Source organism: Bradyrhizobium sp. (assembly GCF_004799445.1).
Classification (GTDB): domain Bacteria; phylum Pseudomonadota; class Alphaproteobacteria; order Rhizobiales; family Xanthobacteraceae; genus Bradyrhizobium.
In genome coordinates, this window is record NZ_SSNA01000202.1 from 1 (window position 1) to 22,661 (window position 22,661).

Annotated in this window: 23 protein-coding genes; 16 read left to right on the forward strand and 7 right to left on the reverse strand. The window is 62.4% G+C overall.

What is annotated here, in order from left to right; all coding sequences use genetic code 11:
• Positions 1-205 precede the first annotated feature (205 nt).
• The 3 genes from E8A46_RS25825 to E8A46_RS25835 are packed head-to-tail and all read left to right on the forward strand — an operon-like array spanning position 206 to position 3,681.
• Positions 206-1,645: a type II and III secretion system protein family protein gene (locus tag E8A46_RS25825; RefSeq protein WP_291567269.1), complete on the forward strand. Its 1,440-nt coding sequence runs from the start codon at positions 206-208 to the stop codon at positions 1,643-1,645.
• Positions 1,646-1,669: 24 nt separating this feature from the next.
• Positions 1,670-2,410: a CpaD family pilus assembly protein gene (locus tag E8A46_RS25830; RefSeq protein ID WP_291567271.1), complete on the forward strand. Its 741-nt coding sequence runs from the start codon at positions 1,670-1,672 to the stop codon at positions 2,408-2,410.
• The gene (locus tag E8A46_RS25835) at positions 2,407-3,681 is read left to right on the forward strand and encodes an AAA family ATPase (protein WP_291567273.1); all 1,275 of its coding nucleotides are present in this window, start codon (positions 2,407-2,409) and stop codon (positions 3,679-3,681) included. Before E8A46_RS25830 ends, E8A46_RS25835 begins: the two co-directional genes overlap by 4 nt.
• Before the next feature lie 58 nt (positions 3,682-3,739).
• On the opposite strand, the gene E8A46_RS25840 is transcribed toward E8A46_RS25835, so the two are convergent.
• Both E8A46_RS25840 and E8A46_RS25845 read right to left on the reverse strand, forming a co-directional pair.
• Positions 3,740-4,564, reverse strand: coding sequence for a tetratricopeptide repeat protein (locus E8A46_RS25840; protein ID WP_291567276.1), 825 nt, complete (start codon positions 4,562-4,564; stop codon positions 3,740-3,742).
• 279 nt (positions 4,565-4,843) lie between these two features.
• Positions 4,844-5,089, reverse strand: coding sequence for a PilZ domain-containing protein (locus tag E8A46_RS25845; RefSeq protein WP_291567278.1), 246 nt, complete (start codon positions 5,087-5,089; stop codon positions 4,844-4,846).
• A 455-nt stretch (positions 5,090-5,544) separates the two neighbouring features.
• Between E8A46_RS25845 and E8A46_RS25850 the strand changes: the two genes are divergently transcribed.
• The 3 genes from E8A46_RS25850 (at position 5,545) to E8A46_RS25860 (ending at position 6,673) form a co-directional block, all read left to right on the forward strand.
• Positions 5,545-5,742, forward strand: a complete 198-nt coding sequence (locus E8A46_RS25850) for a Trm112 family protein (protein WP_291567280.1) — start codon at positions 5,545-5,547, stop codon at positions 5,740-5,742.
• 2 nt (positions 5,743-5,744) lie between these two features.
• Positions 5,745-6,287, forward strand: a complete 543-nt coding sequence (locus E8A46_RS25855) for an alpha/beta fold hydrolase (RefSeq protein ID WP_291567282.1) — start codon at positions 5,745-5,747, stop codon at positions 6,285-6,287.
• Positions 6,288-6,427: 140 nt separating this feature from the next.
• The gene (locus tag E8A46_RS25860; protein ID WP_291567284.1) at positions 6,428-6,673 is read left to right on the forward strand and encodes a hypothetical protein; all 246 of its coding nucleotides are present in this window, start codon (positions 6,428-6,430) and stop codon (positions 6,671-6,673) included.
• A 3-nt stretch (positions 6,674-6,676) separates the two neighbouring features.
• On the opposite strand, the gene E8A46_RS25865 is transcribed toward E8A46_RS25860, so the two are convergent.
• A complete protein-coding gene (locus E8A46_RS25865; protein ID WP_291567286.1) occupies positions 6,677-7,897 on the reverse strand; it encodes a ubiquinone biosynthesis hydroxylase in 1,221 nt (406 codons plus the stop codon).
• A gap of 204 nt (positions 7,898-8,101) precedes the next feature.
• Between E8A46_RS25865 and tesB the strand changes: the two genes are divergently transcribed.
• A complete protein-coding gene (gene tesB, locus E8A46_RS25870) occupies positions 8,102-8,962 on the forward strand; it encodes an acyl-CoA thioesterase II (protein ID WP_291567287.1) in 861 nt (286 codons plus the stop codon).
• 7 nt (positions 8,963-8,969) lie between these two features.
• On the opposite strand, the gene E8A46_RS25875 is transcribed toward tesB, so the two are convergent.
• A complete protein-coding gene (locus E8A46_RS25875) occupies positions 8,970-9,851 on the reverse strand; it encodes a DUF4339 domain-containing protein (protein WP_291567289.1) in 882 nt (293 codons plus the stop codon).
• A gap of 223 nt (positions 9,852-10,074) precedes the next feature.
• Here E8A46_RS25875 and E8A46_RS25880 point away from each other — a divergent pair, with 223 nt between their 5' ends.
• The 8 genes from E8A46_RS25880 (at position 10,075) to E8A46_RS25915 (ending at position 19,867) form a co-directional block, all read left to right on the forward strand.
• A complete protein-coding gene (locus E8A46_RS25880) occupies positions 10,075-10,413 on the forward strand; it encodes a P-II family nitrogen regulator (protein ID WP_291567291.1) in 339 nt (112 codons plus the stop codon).
• Positions 10,414-10,487: 74 nt separating this feature from the next.
• Positions 10,488-11,795 (forward strand): ammonium transporter, encoded by a 1,308-nt coding sequence (locus E8A46_RS25885; RefSeq protein WP_291567293.1) that lies wholly within the window; start codon positions 10,488-10,490, stop codon positions 11,793-11,795.
• A gap of 304 nt (positions 11,796-12,099) precedes the next feature.
• On the forward strand, positions 12,100-12,438 hold the full coding sequence (locus tag E8A46_RS25890) for a P-II family nitrogen regulator (protein WP_291567585.1): 339 nt from the start codon (positions 12,100-12,102) through the stop codon (positions 12,436-12,438).
• A 37-nt stretch (positions 12,439-12,475) separates the two neighbouring features.
• On the forward strand, positions 12,476-13,921 hold the full coding sequence (locus tag E8A46_RS25895) for an ammonium transporter (protein WP_291567295.1): 1,446 nt from the start codon (positions 12,476-12,478) through the stop codon (positions 13,919-13,921).
• A gap of 264 nt (positions 13,922-14,185) precedes the next feature.
• A complete protein-coding gene (locus tag E8A46_RS25900; protein WP_291567297.1) occupies positions 14,186-15,400 on the forward strand; it encodes an aminotransferase class I/II-fold pyridoxal phosphate-dependent enzyme in 1,215 nt (404 codons plus the stop codon).
• Between the two features lie 110 nt (positions 15,401-15,510).
• Positions 15,511-17,949, forward strand: coding sequence for a DNA translocase FtsK (locus E8A46_RS25905; RefSeq protein ID WP_291567299.1), 2,439 nt, complete (start codon positions 15,511-15,513; stop codon positions 17,947-17,949).
• 165 nt (positions 17,950-18,114) lie between these two features.
• Positions 18,115-18,891: an outer-membrane lipoprotein carrier protein LolA gene (locus E8A46_RS25910; protein WP_291567588.1), complete on the forward strand. Its 777-nt coding sequence runs from the start codon at positions 18,115-18,117 to the stop codon at positions 18,889-18,891.
• 160 nt (positions 18,892-19,051) lie between these two features.
• Positions 19,052-19,867, forward strand: a complete 816-nt coding sequence (locus E8A46_RS25915; protein WP_291567301.1) for an exodeoxyribonuclease III — start codon at positions 19,052-19,054, stop codon at positions 19,865-19,867.
• Positions 19,868-19,909: 42 nt separating this feature from the next.
• On the opposite strand, the gene E8A46_RS25920 is transcribed toward E8A46_RS25915, so the two are convergent.
• On the reverse strand, positions 19,910-20,353 hold the full coding sequence (locus tag E8A46_RS25920; RefSeq protein ID WP_291567303.1) for a cyclic nucleotide-binding domain-containing protein: 444 nt from the start codon (positions 20,351-20,353) through the stop codon (positions 19,910-19,912).
• Positions 20,354-20,395: 42 nt separating this feature from the next.
• A complete protein-coding gene (locus E8A46_RS25925) occupies positions 20,396-21,082 on the reverse strand; it encodes a response regulator transcription factor (RefSeq protein ID WP_291567305.1) in 687 nt (228 codons plus the stop codon).
• A gap of 230 nt (positions 21,083-21,312) precedes the next feature.
• Between E8A46_RS25925 and E8A46_RS25930 the strand changes: the two genes are divergently transcribed.
• The gene (locus tag E8A46_RS25930; protein ID WP_291567306.1) at positions 21,313-21,882 is read left to right on the forward strand and encodes a L,D-transpeptidase family protein; all 570 of its coding nucleotides are present in this window, start codon (positions 21,313-21,315) and stop codon (positions 21,880-21,882) included.
• A gap of 71 nt (positions 21,883-21,953) precedes the next feature.
• Here E8A46_RS25930 and E8A46_RS25935 read toward each other — a convergent pair whose 3' ends face one another.
• Positions 21,954-22,643: a YggS family pyridoxal phosphate-dependent enzyme gene (locus E8A46_RS25935; protein WP_291567308.1), complete on the reverse strand. Its 690-nt coding sequence runs from the start codon at positions 22,641-22,643 to the stop codon at positions 21,954-21,956.
• Positions 22,644-22,661: the final 18 nt, after the last annotated feature.

The following is a 22,661-nucleotide window of genomic DNA, read 5'->3' on the forward strand; positions in this document are numbered from 1 at the left end:
CGACCCTTGCTGCCGCGCGCCAGGCCGGCACGCTGTCGCTGGCGCTGCGCAGCATTGCCGACCTCAACCAGGTCGACGTCGGGTCCGAGGATCGGACTCGCCAGCGTGGCAGCATCAATGTCATTCGCTACGGCATCTCAAGCCAGACGACGATACTGAAGTGACCAGAAGGACGCATGATATGAGATGCAGGGGAAATCATTTGATGCGGAATTTTGTGATCCGCGCCCTGTCGTTTTCGGCCGCCGCCGCGATGACGCTCAATCCGGCGCTGGCCCCGGCCGTGGCGGCCGACACCAGCGCCGCAGCGCCGGTAATCGGCAGCGTACAGACCAAGGTTCGCTTTCTGGCGCTCGGCATCGGCAAATCCGTGATTGTCGACCTGCCGCGCGACGTCAAGGATGTGCTGGTCGCCGACCCGAAGATTGCAAACGCCGTGATCCGCTCGCCGCAGCGCGCCTACATCATCGGCGCCGCGGTCGGTCAAACCAACGTCGTGTTCTTCGATTCCGAAGGCCAGCAGATCGCGGCCTATGACATCGCCGTCAAGCGCGACCTCAATGGCGTGCGCGCCGCGCTGAAGCAAATGCTGCCGATGGCGGGAATCCAGACCGAAGGCGTCGGCGACGGCGTCATGCTGACCGGCTCGGTATCCAGTCCGATCGAGGCGCAGCAGGCCGGCGACGTCGTCGCGCGTCTAGTCGGCGGCTCCGACAAGGTCATCAACTCCATCGTGGTCCGCGGCCGCGACCAGGTAATGTTGAAGGTCACGGTCGCGGAAGTGCGGCGGGACATCATCAAGCAATTGGGCGTCGATCTCAGCGCCAGCATGAACTACGGCACCGCCGTGGTAAATTTCAACAACAACAATCCGTTCACCGCCAATAGCGGCCCAATCACCGCCAACTCCCTGACCGCGTCGGCCCTGAACAAAGCCGGTCTGCCGACGGTCACCGCCACCCTGCGCGCGATGGAGAGCGCCGGGGTGGTGCGAACACTGGCCGAGCCGAACCTGACGGCAATTTCCGGCGAGTCCGCGACCTTCATCGTCGGCGGCGAATTTCCCTTTCCAACCGGCGTAACCTGCCAAACGAACCCGGCGGGCGCGGTCGGGCAGTGCTCGCCATCGATCGCTTTCAAGAAATTCGGAATCTCGCTCAACTTTACGCCGGTGGTGCTGACGGAAGGCCGGATCAGCCTGCGGGTGATGACCGAAGTATCCGAAGTCTCGAGCGACAACTCGATCAACATCAGCGGGATTTCCGTTCCTTCGGTCAAGACCCGCCGCGCCGAGACGACGCTGGAAATTCCGTCCGGCGGCTCGCTGGCGATGGCCGGGTTGATTCAGGAGCAAACCAAGCAGGCCGTCAACGGATTGCCCGGCATAGACCAGTTGCCGGTTCTTGGGCAGCTTTTCAGGAGCCAGGACTACGTCAACAACCAGACCGAGCTGATGGTCATCGTGACGCCCTTTGTCGTTCGGGCGGTGGCGCAGAAGGAGTTGTCGCGCCCCGACGACGGATTTGCGCCCGCGTCGGATGCCCAATCGACGCTGCTGGCCCAAATCAATCGGATCTACGGCATTCCCGGTCGCGTCGAACCGATTGGCAGCCCTCAGGGCAACTTTGGCTTCATCATCGATTGAGACGGCGTGACGAGGACGAAAACGATGACAAACAGAACATCGATCGGTCGCCATCGAACCCTGTGCCTGCTGGGCGCGCTCGTTGGCCTTTCGATCACGCTCGGCGCATGTACGCATAGCGATGAAGTCGCGACGACAGCGAGCGTGCCCGAGGATTACCGGCTGCGGCATCCGATCGCCATCCAGGAGGCCGACCGCTCTGTCGTGGTCTTCGTCGGCCACGCGCGCGGAGGCCTGTCCGCTTCGCAACGCGCCGACGTCGTCGGACTTGCCCGGATATGGGTTAGCGAAGGAACCGGCGCGATCGTGGCCGACGTGCCGGTCAACACGCCGAACGCACGGGCTGCGGAGAGCGCGTTCCGGGAAATCCAGGCGCTCCTTACCGCAGGCGGCGTGCCTCCACGCGGAATTGCATTGCGTCACTACCATCCAGACGACCCGCGAACGCTGGCGACGATCAGGCTGAGTTATCCGAGGATTGCGGCCGTAGCCGGACCCTGCGGGCTGTGGCCGGAGGATCTCGGTCCCTCGATCAAGGACAAGAGCTATTTCGAAAACAAGTCGTACTACAATTTCGGCTGCGCCTATCAGCGCAATATGGCGGCGATGATCGATAATCCCGCGGACCTCGTTCAGCCGCGCTCCGAGACCCCCGCTTATACGATGCGGCGCACCGAAGGCTTCGAGAAGTACCGCCAAGGCAACACGACCGCGACCAGCTATCCCGAATCTGACAAGGCCAAACTGAGCGATACAGGCAAATGACCAGCGACGTGCGTCAAAACTCCGAAGAGCAGCCGGATGCTCCGCCGCCAAAACTGGACGATTACATCGCGCCAGCTCCGCGGGTGTCGGTGCAGGCCTTCTGCGAAACGGCGAAGACTGCCGAGGCGATACAGTCGGCCGGCGTAGACCGACGACTCGGCAAAGCGCATCTCACCATCAAGATGGGCGGCATGGCGGCCGCCATTGAAGCCTATCATACGGTGCCCACTCCGAACGTGATCATTCTCGAGACCGAAGGCAGCACCGATATCCTTGCCGGCCTCGATGAACTCGCAACCGTGTGCGATGCCGGAACGCGTGTCGTCGTGATCGGCAATGAAAATGATGTCGCGCCTTACCGCGAATTGGTGCGCCGCGGCGTCAGCGATTATGTGATTGGACCGGTCGAAACCCTCGATGTAGTGCGCTCGATCTGCGGCCTGTTCTCGGCGTCGGAGGCGGTCGCTGTTGGTCGCACCATCGCCGTGGTCGGCGCCAAGGGCGGCGTCGGCGCGTCCACCGTCGCGCACAACGTGGCCTGGGCCATCGCGCGCGACCTTGGACTGGATTCCGTCGTGATCGATCTCGACCTCGCATTCGGTACCGCGAGTCTCGACTATAACAAGGATCCAGTGCAGGGAATCGCGAACGCGGTGTTCTCGCCCGATCGGCCCGATACCGCCTTCATCGAACGCCTGCTGTCGAAATGCACCGACCATCTCAGCCTGCTGGCGGCACCGGCGACGCTTGAGCGGGTCTACGACTTCGGCGCCGACGCCTTCGATGCGATCTTCGACACGTTACGCATGACAACGCCCTGCATTGTCCTCGACATTCCTCACCAATGGTCGGGATGGACCAGGCGCGCTCTGGTCGGAGCGGACGATATTCTGATCGTCGCCGAACCGGATCTCGCCAACCTGCGCAATGCCAAGAATATGCTGACTATGCTGAAAGCGGCGCGGCCCAACGACCGGACACCGCTTTATTGCCTCAGTCAGGTCGGCATGTCGAAGCGCCCGGAAATCACCCCGCGCGAATTCGCCAAGGCGATCGAGAGCCAGCCGATCGTGTCGATTCCGTTCGACCCGCGAATGTTCGGCACGGCGGCCAACAACGGCCAAATGATCGCGGAAATCTCCGCCAATCATCGCGCCAGCAAGATGTTCGTACAGATCGCGCAACAGCTGACCGGCCGTGGCGACGGCAAAAAGCCGCGAAGTTCGTTCCTGTCGCCGATCCTCGGGAAGCTGCGGGCGAAAAAGGCTTAAGGCTCGAGCGCCGCGGTGCTTCGCGAGCCGCAGCCATGGCTGACGGAGCGCGCTGTCCTCAATCAGGCCGCGCGACGGCTATCGCCGAGGTGTTATCCGCGTCGGTCCGCGCATTCGCCTTCCGCGACAACATCCGCCTGAGATAGGCGACATTCGCCGCCGCTTCCTCGGGTGGCCGATCGGCCGTCACGATGCTTTCGGCTTCGGCAACGCGGCCCCGCAGGCCGACCACCAATGCGAGATTCTGCCGTACGCGCGGATCCGCATCCGCGCGGCCGTAAGCACGGCGCAACGTCTCCTCCGCCTTGGGCAAATCTTTTGAAAGGACGTACGAAAGTCCGAGATTGGACAGCACCGAGGGTTCCTCGGGCGCGATTCTCAGCGCGCTCGCATAATACTGCCGTGCTTCCTCGGTCCGGCCGAGCTGATCGAGCGCTGCGCCTTGAGCCGAGAGGATCCGCCAATCCGGATTGTCGGGGCTATGGGCGCGGCTAAGGACATCGAATGCTTGCTGGAAATTGCCATTGTCCGCCAGCGCGCGCCCATAGCCCGCGAGGAGATCCTTGTCGCTGGGGTGAGCGATCGTGGCCTGTTCGAGCACGGCGACCGCCTGGGACCGCTGCCCGGCGGCCCGGAGCGCTTTTCCATATTGGAGCGTCGCGTCGGCGTCTTCCGGGTTAGCGCGAAAGCGATCACGATAAAATTCTACCCCGCGCTGGGGTTCGGCGGCGCGGCTTTTTTCGGTTTTGTCACCCAGCGACCCCGTAATATCGGACATGCCATCGGTCTGGCAGCTGCAAAGCCCCAGCACCAGAATCGCCGACGACGCCGTGGACGCCAGAAATCTCTTGAAACCATGTTGCTGGAGCGACTGCCGGGGCATTTCTTTGATCTCTGGTCGGCGACTGACCAGAATTACTCACAGGTTAACCCTAAATTCCGGTTAAGCCGGCGGTGGATTTCGGCTGCGGTATCAGGGCAACCTGAGCGGGTTCGGCGATGCCGAGCTCGCGCGTACGGACGAGAACGCCGGACCGCCTTGAGGTTTGGAAGGTCTTTTCGATCGAAGGCCTCGGTATGCTGGCTGAATCAGAACCGAAGCGCTGTTGTATTTGACGCGTTTTCTTGACACGAACCGGTATTCACGCGGCTCGAAAATGCCTTAGTCGACGAACTGAGCGCCGAATTCGTGACCGATCCGCCAGGCCAGCCGACATTGCCGCGGGCGGCCTTCCGACAGGATGATGGTGAATTCGGCGGGAACGTCGATATGTTCGGCGATGACCTTCACGCCGCCCTGCGATATGTCCGTGATGGTACAGTCGCGCGGCAACGAACCGGTCCCGAATTGGATCTTCGCGAAATTCCTGCACTGGCGGCGTTCGCTTTGACGTCGATTTACTAGCATGTCGATCCTTCACCCGTTCCGAGTATGGCTCATCCGGCACTCCAGCCGTTCTACAGAGGAATTATTGGAATCTGCCTAGCGAGACCGCTCGCAATGTAGCTGTTCTTTTTGAATTTCTTTTACCGAGTTCCACGGGGCTGCCTGAAACGGCCGTGGATGGCCGTAAATGCCGGCCAAAATCCTGCGACGAAGCGCCGTCCGGCAACTATCCCGAATGCGGAAATGGTTTTTTACCTTCAAACCTTAACACTCGCTTCCGCGTTAGGCCCGGATTTCTGTTCCCGTCTTTTCAGCTGATTGGCCGTTTTACGGCTTTTCCCTCGGACCTACCCGTTGCCGCCAGGCCGGCACGCCACCGTTCATGCCGCTCCGGGTTGGCCTTGCGATGGCGTAGCGCGCTACACGTTTGGATCGAATGTGCTACAGGGTCGCGTGACCAAGCCGGAGACCCGAGCATGACATCCACGCCTGAACGCCTTGAGGGCACCGTCGACCCCAAACTGCTGGAAATTCTGGTCTGCCCGGTGACCAAGGGCCCGCTTGAATTCGATTCCGCGCGGCAGGAGCTGATCTCGCGCGCGGCAAAGCTCGCTTATCCGATCCGCGACGGCATTCCGATCATGTTGCCGGAAGAGGCAAGAAAGATCGAGTAGTCATGCGCAAGCTCATTGGCGCGCTGGCAATCGTCGGCCTCTGCGCCGCGATGGCGAGCGCCTCCGGCGAAGAGACCCAGATTCGCGTCGGCAACATCGACGCCGTGCTGACGACGCCGCCGGATGTCGAGCGGCCGCCGATCGCGCTTTTGATCGCGGGCTCCGGATCAACCGATCATGACGGCAATGGACCGCAGGCCAAACCTGCGACGCTGAAGAAACTTTCCGAGCAGCTGGTCGCACGCAAGATCGCAACCCTTCGCTATGACAAACGCGGCGCGGGCGGCTGGAAACCGGTATTCGGCAAGCCGGAGGATTTTCGTTTCAAGGATTTTGTCGACGACGCGGCCGCGCTCGTGAACTACCTCCGCAGCAGCGGAAAATTCTCGCGCCTGGTCGTGGTCGGCCACAGCGAGGGCGGCCTGGTCGCGATCCTGACCGCGCGGAAGGTCCCGGTCGATCGGCTTGTTTTGCTGGTCACGGCGGCAGGGCGATCTGGTGAAGGCTCAGCTGGAGCGAAAGCAGCTTCCGCCCGACGTCCTTGAGCCGATCATCAAAGCGATCGATGCCATCATGGCCGGACAGATCGTCGATCCTCCGCCCAAGGGGCTGGCGATCGCACCGTCGATGCAGCCCGGCATCGCCTCGGCCTTCATCGAAGACCCGATTAATCCCTTGAAATTGATTGACCCGGCCGACGCTGATTATCGGCGGTGGCCGCGATCTTCAGGTGGCGCGGCTGGATTTCGTAGCCCTTTCCGCGGCGGCGCCGGTAGCAAAGACGCTTTGGCTTCCGGAAATGAATCACGTCCTGGTCGATGCCGGCGATAATGACGACAATCTGGCCGCCTACAACCAGCCGGAGCGGGCGCTCGACGCCACGCTGATCGACACGGTCGCGGCCTTCATCCTCGCCAACGATACCCGCTGATCCCTATAACGCTTCGCCTTTCAGAAGCCGCGGCACCTCGCCTGCTAACCCCGCGGCCTGGCGAATGAACAAGCTTTTCAGCGGCGGCGCGCGATCGACCAGCCCAAGCCCGATATCGCGCACCGTCCGAAGCAGCGTCGATTCGTTCGAGAACAGGAAATTGAGCGAGTTGGTGGCTAGCCCCATCGCCATGGTGTCGAACCGCCGCCAGCGTTGGTAGCGATCGAGCACGTCGGCCTGGCCGAGATCGATGCCGAGCCGCGCGGCGTCGACGATCACCTCGGCAAGCGCTGCGACATCCTTCAGACCCATATTGAGCCCCTGCCCCGCGATCGGATGAATCACATGGGCGGCGTCGCCCACCAATGCCAGCCGCTCGCCGACGAACGAGCGCGCGACGAAATAGCCGAGCGGGAACGCCCGCGGTTGGTCCAGCGCCTTGACCTCGCCGAGATGCAGACCAAAACGCCGTTCCAGTTCGCCGTGAAATTCCTCTTCGCTGAGGGCGACGATGCGCGCAGCCTCGGTGCGCTTCTCGGTCCATACCAGCGAAGAGCGCTTTCCGGTCAGCGGCAGGATCGCGAACGGGCCGGAGGGGAGGAAATGTTCTTCGGCGCGGCCATGATGATCGCGCTCATGGCCGACCGTGACCACAATGCCGGATTGATCGTAGTCCCAGCCATGGGTGGCGATCCCGGCGCGCTCGCGCAGTTTCGAGCGCGCGCCGTCGGCCGCCACCAGAAGGCTCGCCTCGATCACGCTGCCGTCGGCCAGCGTCACATCGACGCCATCGCTGCGCGAGGCGAAATCCGTCACCGCATGGCTGCGCAGTTCGAGGCCTTCGGCCGCGGCGCGCTCGACCAGCGCATCGATCAGATGGCGGTTTTCAACCATATGCGCGAAAGGTTCGCCTGGTTCGACGTTGCCTGCGAAGGTCAGGAATACCGGGCGGGTCGCGTCCTCCAGTTTGGAATCGGTGACGACCATGTCCAAAATAGGCTGCGCTCCAGCCGCGACCTGGTCCCACACGCCGATGGCATCAAACAACCGGCGGCAGGCGGCGACGATCGCGGTGGCGCGCGGATCGCGGCTCGGCCTCAGCGCCAGCGCCGGATCGGCGACGATGATCGGAAGATCGGCGCCAAGGCCCTGGCGCAGCGCCAGCGCCAGCGCCAGCCCTGCAAACCCGCCGCCGCCGATGACAATGCTTCGCTGTGCCGGCATATTGGACCTTGCTCACGTCATGAAACTACACTTGCTACCTGATTATAGCTGGGCGAAACAGATGGCCGAAACAAGGGTGCTCCGCCCGCACGTCGTCATTCCGGGGCGAGGCGGGGCCGCAAAGCCGGAATCCGACGATAATCAGCGCGGGATTCCGGGTTCGCGACGGCCCGCAATGACGCAAAAGTCAACGAAAGCGCTGCAATGTCCAAGGGCCTGATTGACCTGATTTCCATTCTCGATCTCGAACCGCTCGAGGTGAACCTGTTTCGCGGCAACAGCCCGAAGACGAGCTGGCAGCGGGTGTTCGGCGGGCAGGTGATCGGGCAGGCGATGGTAGCGGCATGCCGTACCGTCGAAGGCCGGCTGCCGCATTCGCTGCATTGCTATTTCATCCTGCCGGGCGATCCGCAGATCCCGATCATCTACGAGGTCGAACGCCTGCGTGACGGCAAGAGCTATTCGACCCGACGGGTCACCGCGATCCAGCACGGCAATGCGATCTTCTCGATCATGGTGTCGTTTCATGTCGAGGAGCATGGCGCGTTCGATCACCAGGACAAGATGCCCAACGTACCGCCGCCGGAAAAACTCACCGCCGAGGAAGTGGCCAAACAGCCGATGTTCCGCGAGATGCCGGAATTCATCCGTCGCTACTACGAATCCGACCGGCCGATCGAACTGCGGCCGGTCGAACTCAACCGCTATTTCGGCCAGAAGATCGAGGACGGCCGTATCCACGTCTGGATCCGCACCGCGTCGAAACTGTCAGACGATCCGGCGCTGCATATGTGCGCGCTGGCCTATGCGTCGGACTTCTCGCTGCTCGACGCGGCGATGGCGCGTTACGGACGGACGCTGTTCGACAAGCGTATGATGCCGGCAAGCCTCGATCACGCGATGTGGTTTCACCGGCCGTTTCGCGCCGACGAATGGCTGCTTTACGCCCAGGATTCCCCGAGCGCGCGAGGCGGCCGTGGCCTGACCCGGGGCATGATCTTCAAGCAGGACGGCACGCTGGTCGCCTCCGTTGCGCAGGAAGGCTCGCTGCGCGAGCGCAAGTAAAGTGCGTTCAGGCGTTGGCGGGCGGGCGCCTTTCGACCAATGCGGTTTGCGACACCTGCCAGCCTATGAACCAGCGCATCACCCAGGGAATCGGGATGACGAAGGCGCATGCAATGAACGTGACCAGCGAACGCCACAGAAATGCGAGCCCGGTCGCATCGAAAACAACCTCGCGACGGGTACCTTCAATGTGACGGCACATCCATCGGATCTGCGCCGTGTAGACCCAGGCCCAGCCAACAATGGTGATCACCGAAACGAACGCAAGGATGTTCCAGCCGAGATAGCCCCAGAACGAGCCGGAGAAACTGAGCCCGAGCGGCTGGCCGTTCGAGCTGATGTTCGCGACAAACCATTTGATCAGCAGCCAGTACAACACGATCTGCACGATGAGCATCAGGTTATTCAGCCATTGCGGTCCGGCGAACGCCACGCCGATAATCAGGGCCAGAGCCGCGAAATACCACATCAGCGTCACGGGCCGACCGGTGAATGTCAGGTTCGGTCGCCCCGGAACATGCACGCAGGATACGATCCACTGGCAGTACATCACGACGACCCAGGGCATCGGGATGATGAATACAAGGCCGACGAACAAAGCCAGGCTGCGCCAGGTGAAGTCCCACAGCCCGAGATCGATCGAAAGCGGGCCATCGTCATACCCACCGCCGCTCGGGGGCAGGCCGCCGGATCGCGGCATGGCCGGGGGATTGGTGCCCGCCAAAAGGCCCGGAATTTCCCCGGCCCGTTGCCAGTTCGCCATGCCCTCGGTCCAGACCAGCGTCTCCGCGGTGACCGCGCCCGCGGCAATCAACTCGCGCAGCCTGGCTTCCGGAAAGGGGCCTTGCTGCTGGCCTTGGGACGCAAAAAACCAGGATCGGCCGGCCATATTATTCCCCGAGGTGCTCTGGCGAGCGGCGGTATCGCCGGCTGAAAAATCGATTATTGGTGAAATGCAACGGCCCCGAGGCGGCAGGCTATCCAACGAAGGTCGTTCGCGGCAATCGTTTTTCGGTTTTGCCTGTAATCTTTTTGTGCCATTTGCTTAAAAAGATGCCAGTGTTACGGGGTCGCCGCGCCGACCGGTATTCGAAAGAAATGAAGGCCTGAACATGAAGCTCGTTGTCGCCATTATCAAACCCTTCAAGCTTGACGAGGTCCGCCAGGCGCTGACCGCCATCGGCGTCCACGGCATGACGGTGACCGAGGTCAAGGGTTACGGCCGCCAGAAGGGCCATACGGAGATTTATCGCGGCGCCGAATATGTGGTGAATTTCCTGCCGAAGCTGCGGATCGAAATCGCCGTCGCCTCGGATATCGCCGACAAGGCGGTCGAAGTCATTACTTCCAGCGCGCGCACCGGACAGATCGGCGACGGCAAGATATTCGTGACGCCGATCGATCATGCGTTGCGCATCCGGACCGGCGAAACCGACAGCGACGCGCTGTAAGCTCTCTTCGTCGCAGCCGGCAACGGCGCCAGGCCTGCGATCAACAAAATCATATCTGATTGGGGAAATACCAAATGGGGGCACTCTTGTGTCGTGCAGCGAAGCCGGCTGCGCTGACTAGTCTTGTGGCCAGCTTCTCGTTTGCGACACCGGCTTTCGCCGGAACGTCCGATATCAGCGCCGCCGACACCGCATGGATGATCGTTGCCACCGCGCTGGTGCTGATGATGACGCTGCCGGGCCTGGCGCTGTTCTATTCCGGCATGGTGCGAAAGAAGAACGTGCTGGCGACGATGGCGCAAAGCCTGGCGGCCGTTGCCGTCATATCCATCCTCTGGGTGGCGTTCGGTTATTCGCTGGTGTTCGTCGGCGACGGTCCGTGGCTTGGCACGCTGGACCGCTGGTTTCTCGCCGGGATGACCATGGACAGCGTCAACCCTGCGGCGAAGACGATTCCGGAGAGCCTGTTCATGCTCTACCAGATGACGTTCGCGATCATTACCGTGGCGCTGGTGGCAGGCTCCGTCGCCGACCGCATGCGGTTCTCGGCCTATCTTTTGTTTTCCATTGGCTGGTTCGCGTTTGTCTACGTGCCGCTGGCGCACTGGGTTTGGGGCGGCGGCTTCCTCGCCACCGCGGGCGTGCTTGATTTTGCCGGCGGACTTGTCGTGCACCTCAGCGCCGGGGCCGGCGGCCTAGTCGCGGCCAAAGTGATGGGCCGGCGTCACGGCTATGGCACCGAAAATTTGTCGCCGTTCGATCTGTCGCTTGCGGTGATGGGCACCGGCCTGTTGTGGGTCGGCTGGTTCGGCTTCAATGGCGGCTCGGCGCTCGCGGCCAACTCGCGCGCGGTGATGGCGATCACCGCGACCCATCTGGCCGCCTGCGCCGGCGCGCTGACCTGGGGTGCGATCGAATGGTCGATCCAACGCAAGCCGTCGGTGCTGGGCATGATCTCCGGCGCGGTGGCGGGATTGGGAACGATTACGCCGGCCTCCGGATTCGTCGCGCCATGGCATGGCATCGTGATCGGCGTGATTGCCGGGCTGGTGTGTTTCTGGGCCTGCACCTGGCTCAAGCGCCGCCTCAACTATGACGATTCGCTCGACGTGTTTGGCGTCCACGGCATCGGCGGAATGACCGGCGTCCTGCTGGCGGGGGTATTCGCGACCGCCTCGATCGGCGGGACCTCCGGCCTGATCGAGGGTAATCCGCGACTTCTGCTGATCCAGCTTTATGGGATCGCCGTCACCCTGGCCTGGTCCGCCGGGGGTACTTACGTGCTGCTCAAACTGGTCAGCGCCTTCGTTCCGCTCCGGGTTTCCCTGCAGCAGGAAATGGAAGGCCTCGATATTTCGCAGCATGGCGAGGCGTTGCAGTAGTATTTTCCTACCTCAATACCGTTTTCCTGCCCTGCTCGTGAGCATGATTATGTCGGCGTTCTGCCTTGCCTACTTTATGACCCACAGTGCCCAGTGTTTGGGCGCGACCGAATGGCGCAGTTCCGGGCAGGCCTGACAAACCCCGAAAACGCCCGCGTTCATAGTCCGTTAGGGGATGAGGCCGATCTGGCACGGCATTTGATTCTACCTGCGCTGGCTGTGCCCGCGTAGTGAACTCCGCGTGGTGAACCTCAGTCGGGAACGCTCGGTCACGTCGGGATCGAGCCAAGCGGGGATAGTACCCATGAAAATCGTTATGGCGATCATCAAGCCATTCAAACTCGAAGAAGTCCGCGACGCCCTGACCGCCATCGGCGTTCACGGTCTAACGGTGACTGAAGTCAAGGGATATGGCCGGCAGAAGGGCCACACTGAAATCTATCGCGGTGCTGAATACGCCGTGAGTTTCCTGCCCAAGATCAAGATTGAGGTCGCGGTCGCCACGGATCAGGTTGACAAAACCATCGAGGCAATCACGTCGGCAGCAAAAACCGGACAAATCGGCGACGGCAAGATCTTCGTCATCAACCTCGACCATGCGGTTCGCATCCGCACGGGAGAGGCAGATGCCGCAGCACTCTGATCTCGCGCTCAACCTTATCCAATCAGGAGTAAACCAAATGACGTTCAAGCGTCCCTTTAGCGCGGGATTGGCGGCCTTCGCAGTCGGCCTGTTCGCCGCAACCGCCGCCTATGCGGAACCAACTGTCAACAAGGGCGACAATGCCTGGATGCTGACCTCGACCGTGCTGGTGCTGTTGATGACGATACCCGGTCTTGCGCTGTTCTATGGGGGCCTCGTTCGTTCCAAAAACATGCTCTCGGTGCTGATGCAGGTGTTCTACACCGTATGCATCGTAACCGTGATCTGGGCGCTTTATGGCTACAGCCTGGCCTTCACCGGAGGGTCCGACTTCGTCGGCGGCTTCTCGAAAGCCTTCCTGATGGGCGTGACGCCGGACTCCAAGGCCGCGACGTTCAGCGTCGACGCCAACATCTCGGAGTTGGTGTATGTCTGCTTCCAGATGACCTTCGCGGCCATTACGCCCGCGCTCATCGTCGGCGCGTTCGCCGAGCGCATGAAGTTCTCGGCCGTGGCCCTCTTCATCCCGCTCTGGGTGACGGTGATCTATTTCCCGATCGCGCACATGGTCTGGTACTGGGCCGGTCCGGACGCGATCTCGGATGCGGTCAAGGCGATTGCGGCGGCTGGATCGGACGCGGCGGCGAAGGCCACGGCCGAAGCCAAGCTTGCTGAAGTCAACGCCGACGCCGGCTGGATCTTCAAGAAGGGCGCGATCGACTTCGCCGGCGGCACCGTGGTGCATATCAACGCCGGTATCGCAGGTCTCGTCGGCGCGCTGCTGATCGGCAAGCGCACCGGCTACGGCAAGGACCTGATGGCTCCGCATTCGCTGACCATGTCGATGATCGGCGCTTCGCTGCTCTGGGTGGGCTGGTTCGGGTTCAACGCCGGATCGAATCTCGAAGCCAATGGCGGCGCGGCGCTCGCCATGACCAACTCCTTCGTCGCAACCGCGGCGGCGGCGCTGTCCTGGATGTTCGCCGAATGGATGATCAAGGGCCATCCCTCGGTGCTCGGCGCCATTTCAGGCGCGGTAGCAGGACTTGTGGCGGTCACACCCGCGGCCGGCTATTCCGGTCCGATGGGAGCGATCGTGCTCGGTCTGGTGGTCGGCGTGGTCTGCCTGTTCTTCGTCACCGTGGTCAAGAACGCGCTCGGCTATGACGACTCGCTCGACGTGTTCGGCGTCCACTGCATCGGTGGAATCATCGGCGCGCTCGGCACCGGCATCCTCGTCAATCCGGCGCTCGGCGGCGCCGGCATCATGGACTACACCACCGGCAAGATCGCCGACTACGACTTCTCGGCGCAGATGGTCTCCCAGATCTGGGGGGTCTGCACCACGCTGGTGTGGTCTGGCGTCGGTTCGGCCATTCTCTACAAGGTCGTCGATGTCATTGTCGGCCTGCGTGCCAATGTCGAAAGCGAACGCGAAGGCCTCGACATCACCGAGCACACTGAGCGCGCCTACAATATGTGAGTTCTCCCGGGGCGCGATCTCGCAAGGATCGCGCCCAGAACTACGGTTCGGGCACATACCCGGCAATGCCCCGACCGTTGAGGGGCTCCAGCGCAAGTTGGAGCCCCTTTCTTTTTTCTTTTTCTCAGGAATTTCAGGGACTGGAGAACGGCGGTTGCCGATGGTTAATCGCGTCTTAACCTCGCCGTATCTATGGTGGTTTGATCCGCTTCCGGCCGGTCTCAACCTGCGATCGGCGGCTTCAAGAGTGCTGGCGCGACACCTATGGCCATGACCGCTTCATCCCGCGCGCCGCAGGGCGCCGGAAGCCAGCAGAGCGAGCGCTCGCCCTTTGCGCGGGTCGCCGAATTGCTGGCGCCGTATCAGCCAGCTAAGCCATTGATAACGCTGTCATTAGGTGAGCCGCAGCATCCGGTGCCCGGTTTCGTCGGCCCGGTCCTGGCCCAGCATATCGCCGAGTTCGGCCGCTATCCCATCGCCAAAGGCATCGAGCCGTTTCGACGGGCGGCGGCGGGCTGGCTCGGCAGGCGGTTTGAGCTAGCGCGGCCAATCGATCCCGAGTCAGAGCTTCTGGTGCTGAACGGCAGCCGCGAGGGCCTGTTCTTCGCAGCCCTTACCGCCGCCCGCTATGTCGGCGAGCGCAGGGGCAGGCCCGCGATCCTGATGCCCAATCCGTTTTATCCCGCCTACGGCGCCGGCGCCCGCGCCGCCGGCTGCGAGCCGATCTATCTGCCGACCACGCCTGCGAATGGATTCCTGCCCGACCTCGATGCGCTCGATGACGCGACGCTGGCCAGGACGGTCGCAATCTACATCGCGTCGCCGGCGAATCCGCAGGGCGCGGTGGCCTCAAGGGAATATTTCGGCCGCCTGAAAAAGCTTGCCGATCGTTTCGGCTTCATGATCCTGAGCGACGAGTGCTATTCGGAGATCTACACGCAAAAAGCCCCCGGCAGCATGCTGGAATGCGCCGGAGCGGATTTTGCCAATGTCGTCGCGTTTCAATCGCTCTCGAAGCGGTCGAACCTGCCAGGCATGCGGGTCGGCTTTGCCGCCGGCGACAAGAAATTTCTCGCCCTGTTTCACGAGCTGCGCAATGTCGCGGCCCCCCAGGTGCCGGTGCCGCTGCAGCATGTCGCGGTCGCCGCCTATGGCGACGAGGCGCATGTCGAGGAAAACCGGCGGCTGTACCGGATCAAGTTCGATCTCGCCGATCAGATTCTCGGCAATCGCTATGGCTATCGCCGCCCGGCCGGCGGCTTCTGCGTGTGGCTCGATGTCTCGGCCATGGGTGGCGACGAAGCGGCCACGGTGAAGCTTTACAGGGATGGTGGCGTTCGCGTCGTGCCCGGGAGTTACCTGGCACGGCAGCAGCCCGACGGCAGCAATCCCGGGGCTGGTTATATTCGTCTGGCGCTGGTGGCGGACAGTGAAACAACAGCCGAGGCATTGCACCGGCTGGTCGAAATTCTGGACTGAAGCATGATCCGGAGAAGCGGGAACCGGTTTTCCGACAAGATCATGCGCAAACAAGAGGATGCGATTGCGATGCGATTCAATCGCAGCACAATCCAGTCGCGAAGGCCTAGATGAGCATGCCAGCGATCGAACGTGTCATTCCCCTCGTCGGCCAGTTGCCCGCGGCGATCCGCGAGGCGCTGGGGCGACGGCTGCGCGAACTCGCCGGCCTGGGATTGCTGACGCTTGCCGGCGGCGCGGCCGCGGCGCTGATGACATGGTCGGTGCAGGATCCAAGCCTCAGCCACGCGACATCGCGCGCGATTCACAACGTCGTCGGCTATCCGGGCGCCATTGGTGCCGATCTCCTGATGCAGATTCTCGGCCTCGGCGCGATCATGCTGATCCTGCCCATCGCGGTGTGGGGTTGGCGCATGCTGACCCATCGTACATTCGACCGCGAAGCGTTGCGGTTGACCTGCTGGATATTGTGCACGGTGTTGGCGTCGGGCTTTGCAAGTTGCTGGCCGCATGGCGGAGCATGGCCGCTGCCTACCGGCCTTGGCGGCGTTGTCGGCGACGCGCTGGTGCGGGCACCGGCCGTCGTGTTCGGTCCCCCCGGTATCGTCTATGTTCTGGCGCTCGGGACCATCCTGGGCGCCAGCATGGTCGCGACCTTCCTCGTCGCGTGTGGTCTGGGCTCCCGCCCCCAGGAAGAGGAATTGACGGCGATCGAGGACGACGAAGCGCCCTTCATCGAACAGGACGACCGCGGCTCGGTCTCACTGGGATGGGCGGTACACGCGCTGATGAGCGCGAAAGCGCGGCTGTCGCGGTTGTTGGGTCTGGCTTACGGCACGCTGGTCGCAAGCGCGCCGGCGCCGCGCGTCTCTTCGTTCGAACGCCACGAGCCCAGTCTCGGCGGCCGCGCGGCCCCCTCGCTGGCGCCGCAGGCCGAGGAAGAAGACGAAGAGGAATATGAGGAGGCTCCGGCCGCCCGCGCCCCGCGCAAGAAGGCCCCCGCCCGCGCGCCGGCGCGCAAATCCTCCGACCGGTTCGAACTGCCGTCGGTATCGGTACTGACCGCGCCGAAAGCCTCGGATCGCCAGCCGCTCAGCAAGTCGGAGCTCGAATCCAATTCGCGCGCGCTGGAAGGCGTGCTCGGCGATTTCGGCGTTCGCGGAGAAATCGTCAAGGCCCATCCCGGCCCGGTGGTGACGCTGTACGAACTCGAGCCCGCGCCCGGCATCAAGTCGTCGCGCGTGATCGGATTGGCCGACGACATCGCGCGCTCGATGAGCGCGCTCTCGGCGCGCGTCGCCGTGGTCCCCGGCCGCAACGCCATCGGCATCGAGCTGCCGAACGCGCATCGCGAAAAGGTTTACTTGCGCGAATTGCTCTCGGTGAAGGACGGCAACGAGTCGGTTGCGAAACTGCCGCTCTGTCTCGGCAAGAACATCGGCGGCGAATCGATCATCGTCGACCTCGCGCGCATGCCACATCTCTTGATCGCCGGTACCACCGGTTCCGGCAAATCGGTCGCCATCAACACCATGATCCTGAGCCTGGTCTATCGGCTGCGACCGGACCAGTGCCGGCTAATCATGGTCGATCCCAAGATGCTCGAGCTCTCGGTCTATGACGGCATTCCGCATCTGCTGACGCCGGTCGTGACCGATCCCAAGAAAGCCGTGGTCGCGCTGAAATGGGCCGTGCGCGAGATGGAAGAGCGCTACAAGAAGATGTCCAAGCTCGGCGTGCGCAACATCGACGGCTATAATCAGCGCCTGGCGGAAGCCAAATCCAAGGGCGAGGACCTGACCCGCACCGTTCATACCGGTTTCGACAAGGAAACCGGCAAGGCCATCTATGAAAACGAGAAGCTCGACCTAGAGCCGCTGCCCTATATCGTCATCATCGTTGACGAAATGGCCGACCTGATGATGGTCGCCGGCAAGGACATCGAAGGCGCGGTGCAGCGGCTGGCGCAAATGGCGCGCGCCGCCGGCCTGCATGTAATCCTCGCGACGCAACGTCCGTCGGTGGACGTCATCACCGGCACCATCAAGGCGAACTTCCCGACCCGCATCTCGTTTCAGGTCACTTCGAAGATCGACAGCCGCACCATCCTCGGCGAAATGGGCGCCGAGCAGCTGCTCGGACAGGGCGACATGCTCTATATGGCCGGCGGCGGGCGTATCAGCCGCGTGCACGGACCTTTCGTCTCCGACGAGGAGGTCGAGAAGGTGGTGCGCCATCTCAAGACGCAGGGTCAGCCGGAATATCTCGAGGCGGTCACCGCGGAGGAGCCGACCGACGAGGACGGCGCGGTGTTTGATTCCACCGGCATGGGGGGCGATGGCGGCGGCGACCTGTTCTCGCAGGCGGTGGCAATCGTCAAGCGCGACCGCAAGGCCTCCACCAGCTATATTCAGCGCCGGCTGCAGATCGGATATAACCGCGCCGCGTCGCTGATGGAGCGGATGGAACTTGAGGGCATCGTCGGACAGCCCAATCATGCCGGAAAGCGGGAAATTCTGGTCGAAGAAGAAGAAGAAAACCGTTTTTGAGCGGCCCATCGAGCCTGGGAACCGCGGGGATGACTACTATCTCTTCACGGAAAAAGAATATCTCCCTTTGCACAAAGCGCGATAAAAGGGCCGCGGGCCGGGCAGGATGACGCGTTGACCAGAGATCAGAAACCGCGAATGACCGAACAATTCCACGCCACGCGCATGGCCTTGGCGCTGCTGATCGCGGCCTCAATCAGCGGCATTGCGACACCCTCTTGTGCGCAGACCGTTCCGATTCCAAAACCCGCGCCGAAGGCCCGCGACCCGCAGACGGGCACGTCGGACGGGCAGAAGGGGCCGATGACGACCGGGGCAATGCAGGCGTCCCCGCCCAATCCCGTGATTCCCGATCCGCACCGCAATGTCCCCGCCAGTATCTTTGCGACCTTCGATGCCAATCAAAAAGCGCAGGCCGCCAAGGTGAGCTCCTACCTGTCGTCGCTGCAGACGGTGTCCGGAAATTTCGTCCAGGTCGGACCCGACGGCAGCAAGACCAAGGGCGATTTCTATATCCAGAAGCCCGGCAAGGTGCGTTTCGAATATGCCGCGCCGAGCCCGATCGCGATTATCGCCGACGGCTCGATGCTGGCGGTGCGCGACCGCAACCTTGCGACCCAGGACCTCTATCCGTTGTCGCAAACGCCGCTGCGATATCTGCTGTCGGACCGCATCGACCTCTTGAAAGACACCAACGTCGTGAGCGTGACGGCCGATGACCTTTTCGTCAGCGTCACCATCGAGGAAAAGCAGATGCTGATCGGCACCAGCCGCCTGATGCTGATGGTCGGCGCCAAGGACGGTCAGCTCAAGCAGTGGACGGTGACCGACCCGCAAGGCTATGACACCACGGTCGCGGTCTACAACCTGGATACCTCCAGGAAGCTCGATCCCGGCATGTTCAAGATCGATTTCACCGACCATTCGATACCGCCGGGCTAAAGTCCGCCGCGGCGTTTTTGCCTGCGCATGATTCGCTGGGAAAAGCCGGCTTTGCGCTAGCGCGGCCATCCTGGTCCGGGTCATGCTCCGGAAAATCATTCTTGATTGCGGGACGAAGACGTGCGTCATCACCGCATCTCTTCCCCTATTGCCGGTCCCGATGCGCCTTTCCCTGACAACCTGGAATATCAATTCGGTGCGCTTGCGCATCGATCTCGTCGCGAAATTCATCAAATCTGCGCGGCCTGATGTGCTGTGCCTGCAGGAAACCAAATGCATCGACGATGCATTTCCGCTGAAGCGCTTCAGGCGTCTCGGTTATGAACACATCGCGCTGAATGGGCAGAAGGGCTATCACGGCGTCGCCGTGATCTCGAAACTGCCGTTCGAGAAGACCGATATTCGCACCTTCTGCGACAAGATCGATTCGCGTCACATTTCGGTCGAGTTCGGCGACAGGGCACAGCTGTCAAAGCCTCTAGTGCTGCACAACTTCTACGTCCCGGCCGGCGGCGACATTCCGGATCCCGCGCTCAATCCAAAATTCGAGCACAAGCTCCGTTTTCTCGACGAGATGAAGGCCTGCGAGCCGCTGCATCCGCGCGGCGATGATCGCCATATCCTGGTCGGCGATCTCAATGTGGCGCCGCATGACAACGACGTCTGGTCGCACAAGCAATTGTTGAAAGTCGTGTCGCACACCCCGATCGAATGCGAAAAGCTTTTGGCGGCGCAGGCCCAGGGCGAGTGGGTCGACGTCGCGCGCGACCGCATTCCGTCATCTGAGAAAGTCTATACGTGGTGGAGCTATCGCGCCGCGGACTGGACGCTGGCGGATCGCGGCCGAAGGCTCGATCACATCTGGGTATCGCGCGCGCTCAAGGACGGCGTCAGCGATTTCCGGATTGCGCGCGACGCCCGCGGCTGGGAACGGCCGTCCGACCACGTGCCGGTGACGGTGACACTGGAGGTGTGAATTCTGGCCGGTCACCCCCGCGAAAGCCGGGACGATGCCTGGCTAGATACTCAGCTTCGCGCCCGCCATCAGGATCTCGCTTGCGATCTGGCTGGTGCGGTTGGCGATTTCATCGCGTAGCCGGCGCGCCGCAGCGGGATCGCTCTCCAGCACACGTTGGAACAGGCTGCGCGCGACCCGAATCACCGATGAATGTTCCAGCGCGATCGCGCTGGAGGGCCGCTGCATCGCGGTGATAAGCGCGAGCTCGCCGATCAATGCCCCCGGGCCAGCGACGATCGCCGCGCCATTGCCGTCTTCAATACGAAACGCGCCGCGCTGGACGACAAATCCGGCATCGGCATCATCGCCTGCATTGAAGAGTGCGTCGCCGCGCGCGACATCGCGCTGCTCGGAGCCGATCGCCAGCATGCGCAATGCCGCCATCCCCAACAGGCGTAGTGTCGGGACACGCTCAAGCAGGGCAACATCATCTTCGATCGACATGAAAAACCAGCTGCGCGAATACGAATCGCCGATCGAATCGTATCACGGCACCAGCTTGTAGCCACCGGCTTCCGTCACCAATATCTCGGGATTGGCCGCGTCTTTCTCGATCTTCTGGCGCAGCCGATAAATGTGGGTTTCCAGCGTGTGCGTGGTGACACCCGAATTATAGCCCCAGACTTCCTGCAGCAGGGTCTCGCGCGATACCGGCAACTGGCCGGCGCGATACAGGAACCGCAGGATCGCGGTTTCCTTTTCGGTCAGGCGCACTTTCCTGGCATTGGCGCCGGTCAGCATCTTGGAGCCGGGCCGGAAACTATAGGGTCCGACCGAAAACACCGCATCTTCGCTGGCTTCATGCTGACGGAGCTGCGCCCGAATCCGCGCCAGCAGCACTGCGAAGCGGAACGGCTTTGCCACGTAATCATTGGCGCCCGATTCAAGTCCCAAAATGGTGTCCGAATCGGTATCATGCCCGGTCAGCATGATAATGGGAGCCTTGAAACCGCCCTTGCGCAAGGAGCGCACGACTTCGCGGCCGTCGGTATCGGGCAACCCGACATCCATCAGCACAAGATCGGGGGCGTCGGCCTTGGCCGCGGTAGCGCCCTTGGCGCCGGTGTCGACCGCGGAAGCCTCGAATTCGTCGTGTAGCGATAATTGCTCCACCAGCGTATCGCGCAGATCGGTATCGTCATCCACGATCAGGATCTTGCGGGCGTTGGGCATGGGTTCAATCCTCTGGGAGCAGTGGCGCCAGCCAAAACGGCTCGGGCCGGGACTTGGTCGGCAAAGTCGGGTTTCGTCAGGTCTCGTGCGTCTTGACGTAGGGAACTGTTAGAGATTCACAAGTCGAGACATAGTCTACTCCAGAATTCGCAGGCATTCAGATGAATGTCCTGTAATGCCGGGGAATGGGTTAAGGCGCGGCCAGACCATGGGGGAGACTCCCGAGTCGCATGGAAACTTCCGGTATTTCAACCGCTTACTCGACAAATTTGCGTGATCGGCCGCTGTCCGTGATGCGAATTCGCCCCGCCGCCGGCGCTCCCTGCCGGGGCTGGCTCACAGCCGGCGGTCAGACGATCCCGGTCGCACTTGGGCGCGGCGGCATCATCGCCAACAAGCGCGAGGGCGACGGCGGGACCCCAAAAGGCACCTTCCGGCCGCGGCGATTGTGGTGGCGCGCCGACCGTCACCCGCGGCCGCATACTTTTCTGCCGATTCGTGCGATCCGGCCTGAGGACGCCTGGTGCGAGGACCCCGACAGCCGTCATTACAACCAGCCGGTACGGCTGGATCGGGATCACGGCGGCGATCGGCTGCAGCGCGGCGACCATCTCTATGATTTCATTATCGAGATCGATCACAACAGCCGTCCGCGCGTCGCCGGTCTCGGCAGCGCCGTATTTCTGCATCTGGCGCGCGAGAATTTTTCCCCGACGGCGGGCTGCGTATCGATGACGAAATCGGCAATGCTGCGGCTGCTGCCGCGGCTCGGGCCGCAGACCAGGATCGTGATTGGATGAGGCCCGCATCAACTTCACGTCTACGTCAATAAAACCGCCATGACGTCGACGGGGAGCGCGGACAAAGCAGCTCACCGCTTCCCGAAAATCGCCGAACCGATGCGCACATGAGTGGCGCCGAGCGCGATTGCGATCGCGAAGTCGGCGCTCATGCCCATCGACAGATTGTTCAGGCCGTTGCGCGCGGCGATCTTCGCGGTCAGCGCGAAGTGCGGCGCCGGCGCGTCGTTGACCGGCGGAATGCACATCAACCCGGAGATCGGCAGCCGGTATTTCTCGCGGCAGCTCGCGATAAAGCTGTCCGCCTCCGACGGCGCGACGCCGGCCTTTTGCGGCTCCTCGCCGGTGTTGAGCTGGACAAACAATTGAGGCCGCCGTTGTTGAGAATCGAATTCCCTGGCCAGGGCTTCGCAAATGCTCGGGCGGTCGACCGAGTGAATCGCGTCGAACAGCGCCACCGCCTCCTTCGCCTTGTTGGATTGCAGCGGCCCGATGAGATGCAAGGCGATGCCGGGGTAAGCTGACATTAACCCTGGCCATTTTGCCTTGGCCTCCTGGACGCGATTCTCGCCGAATACGCGTTGTCCGGCTTCGATCACCGGTACGATCGCATCAGCATCGAAGGTCTTGGAGACGGCGACCAGCGTGACCGACGACCGATCCCGGCGCGCCTCCTTGCACGCATGCGCGATGTCTTGTTCCACCGCGGAAAGCCCGTTTGGTAAACGCGCGGTTAGCGGAGAAGAGTTTTCGGTCGTCATGTCACCTGCCGATTCGCA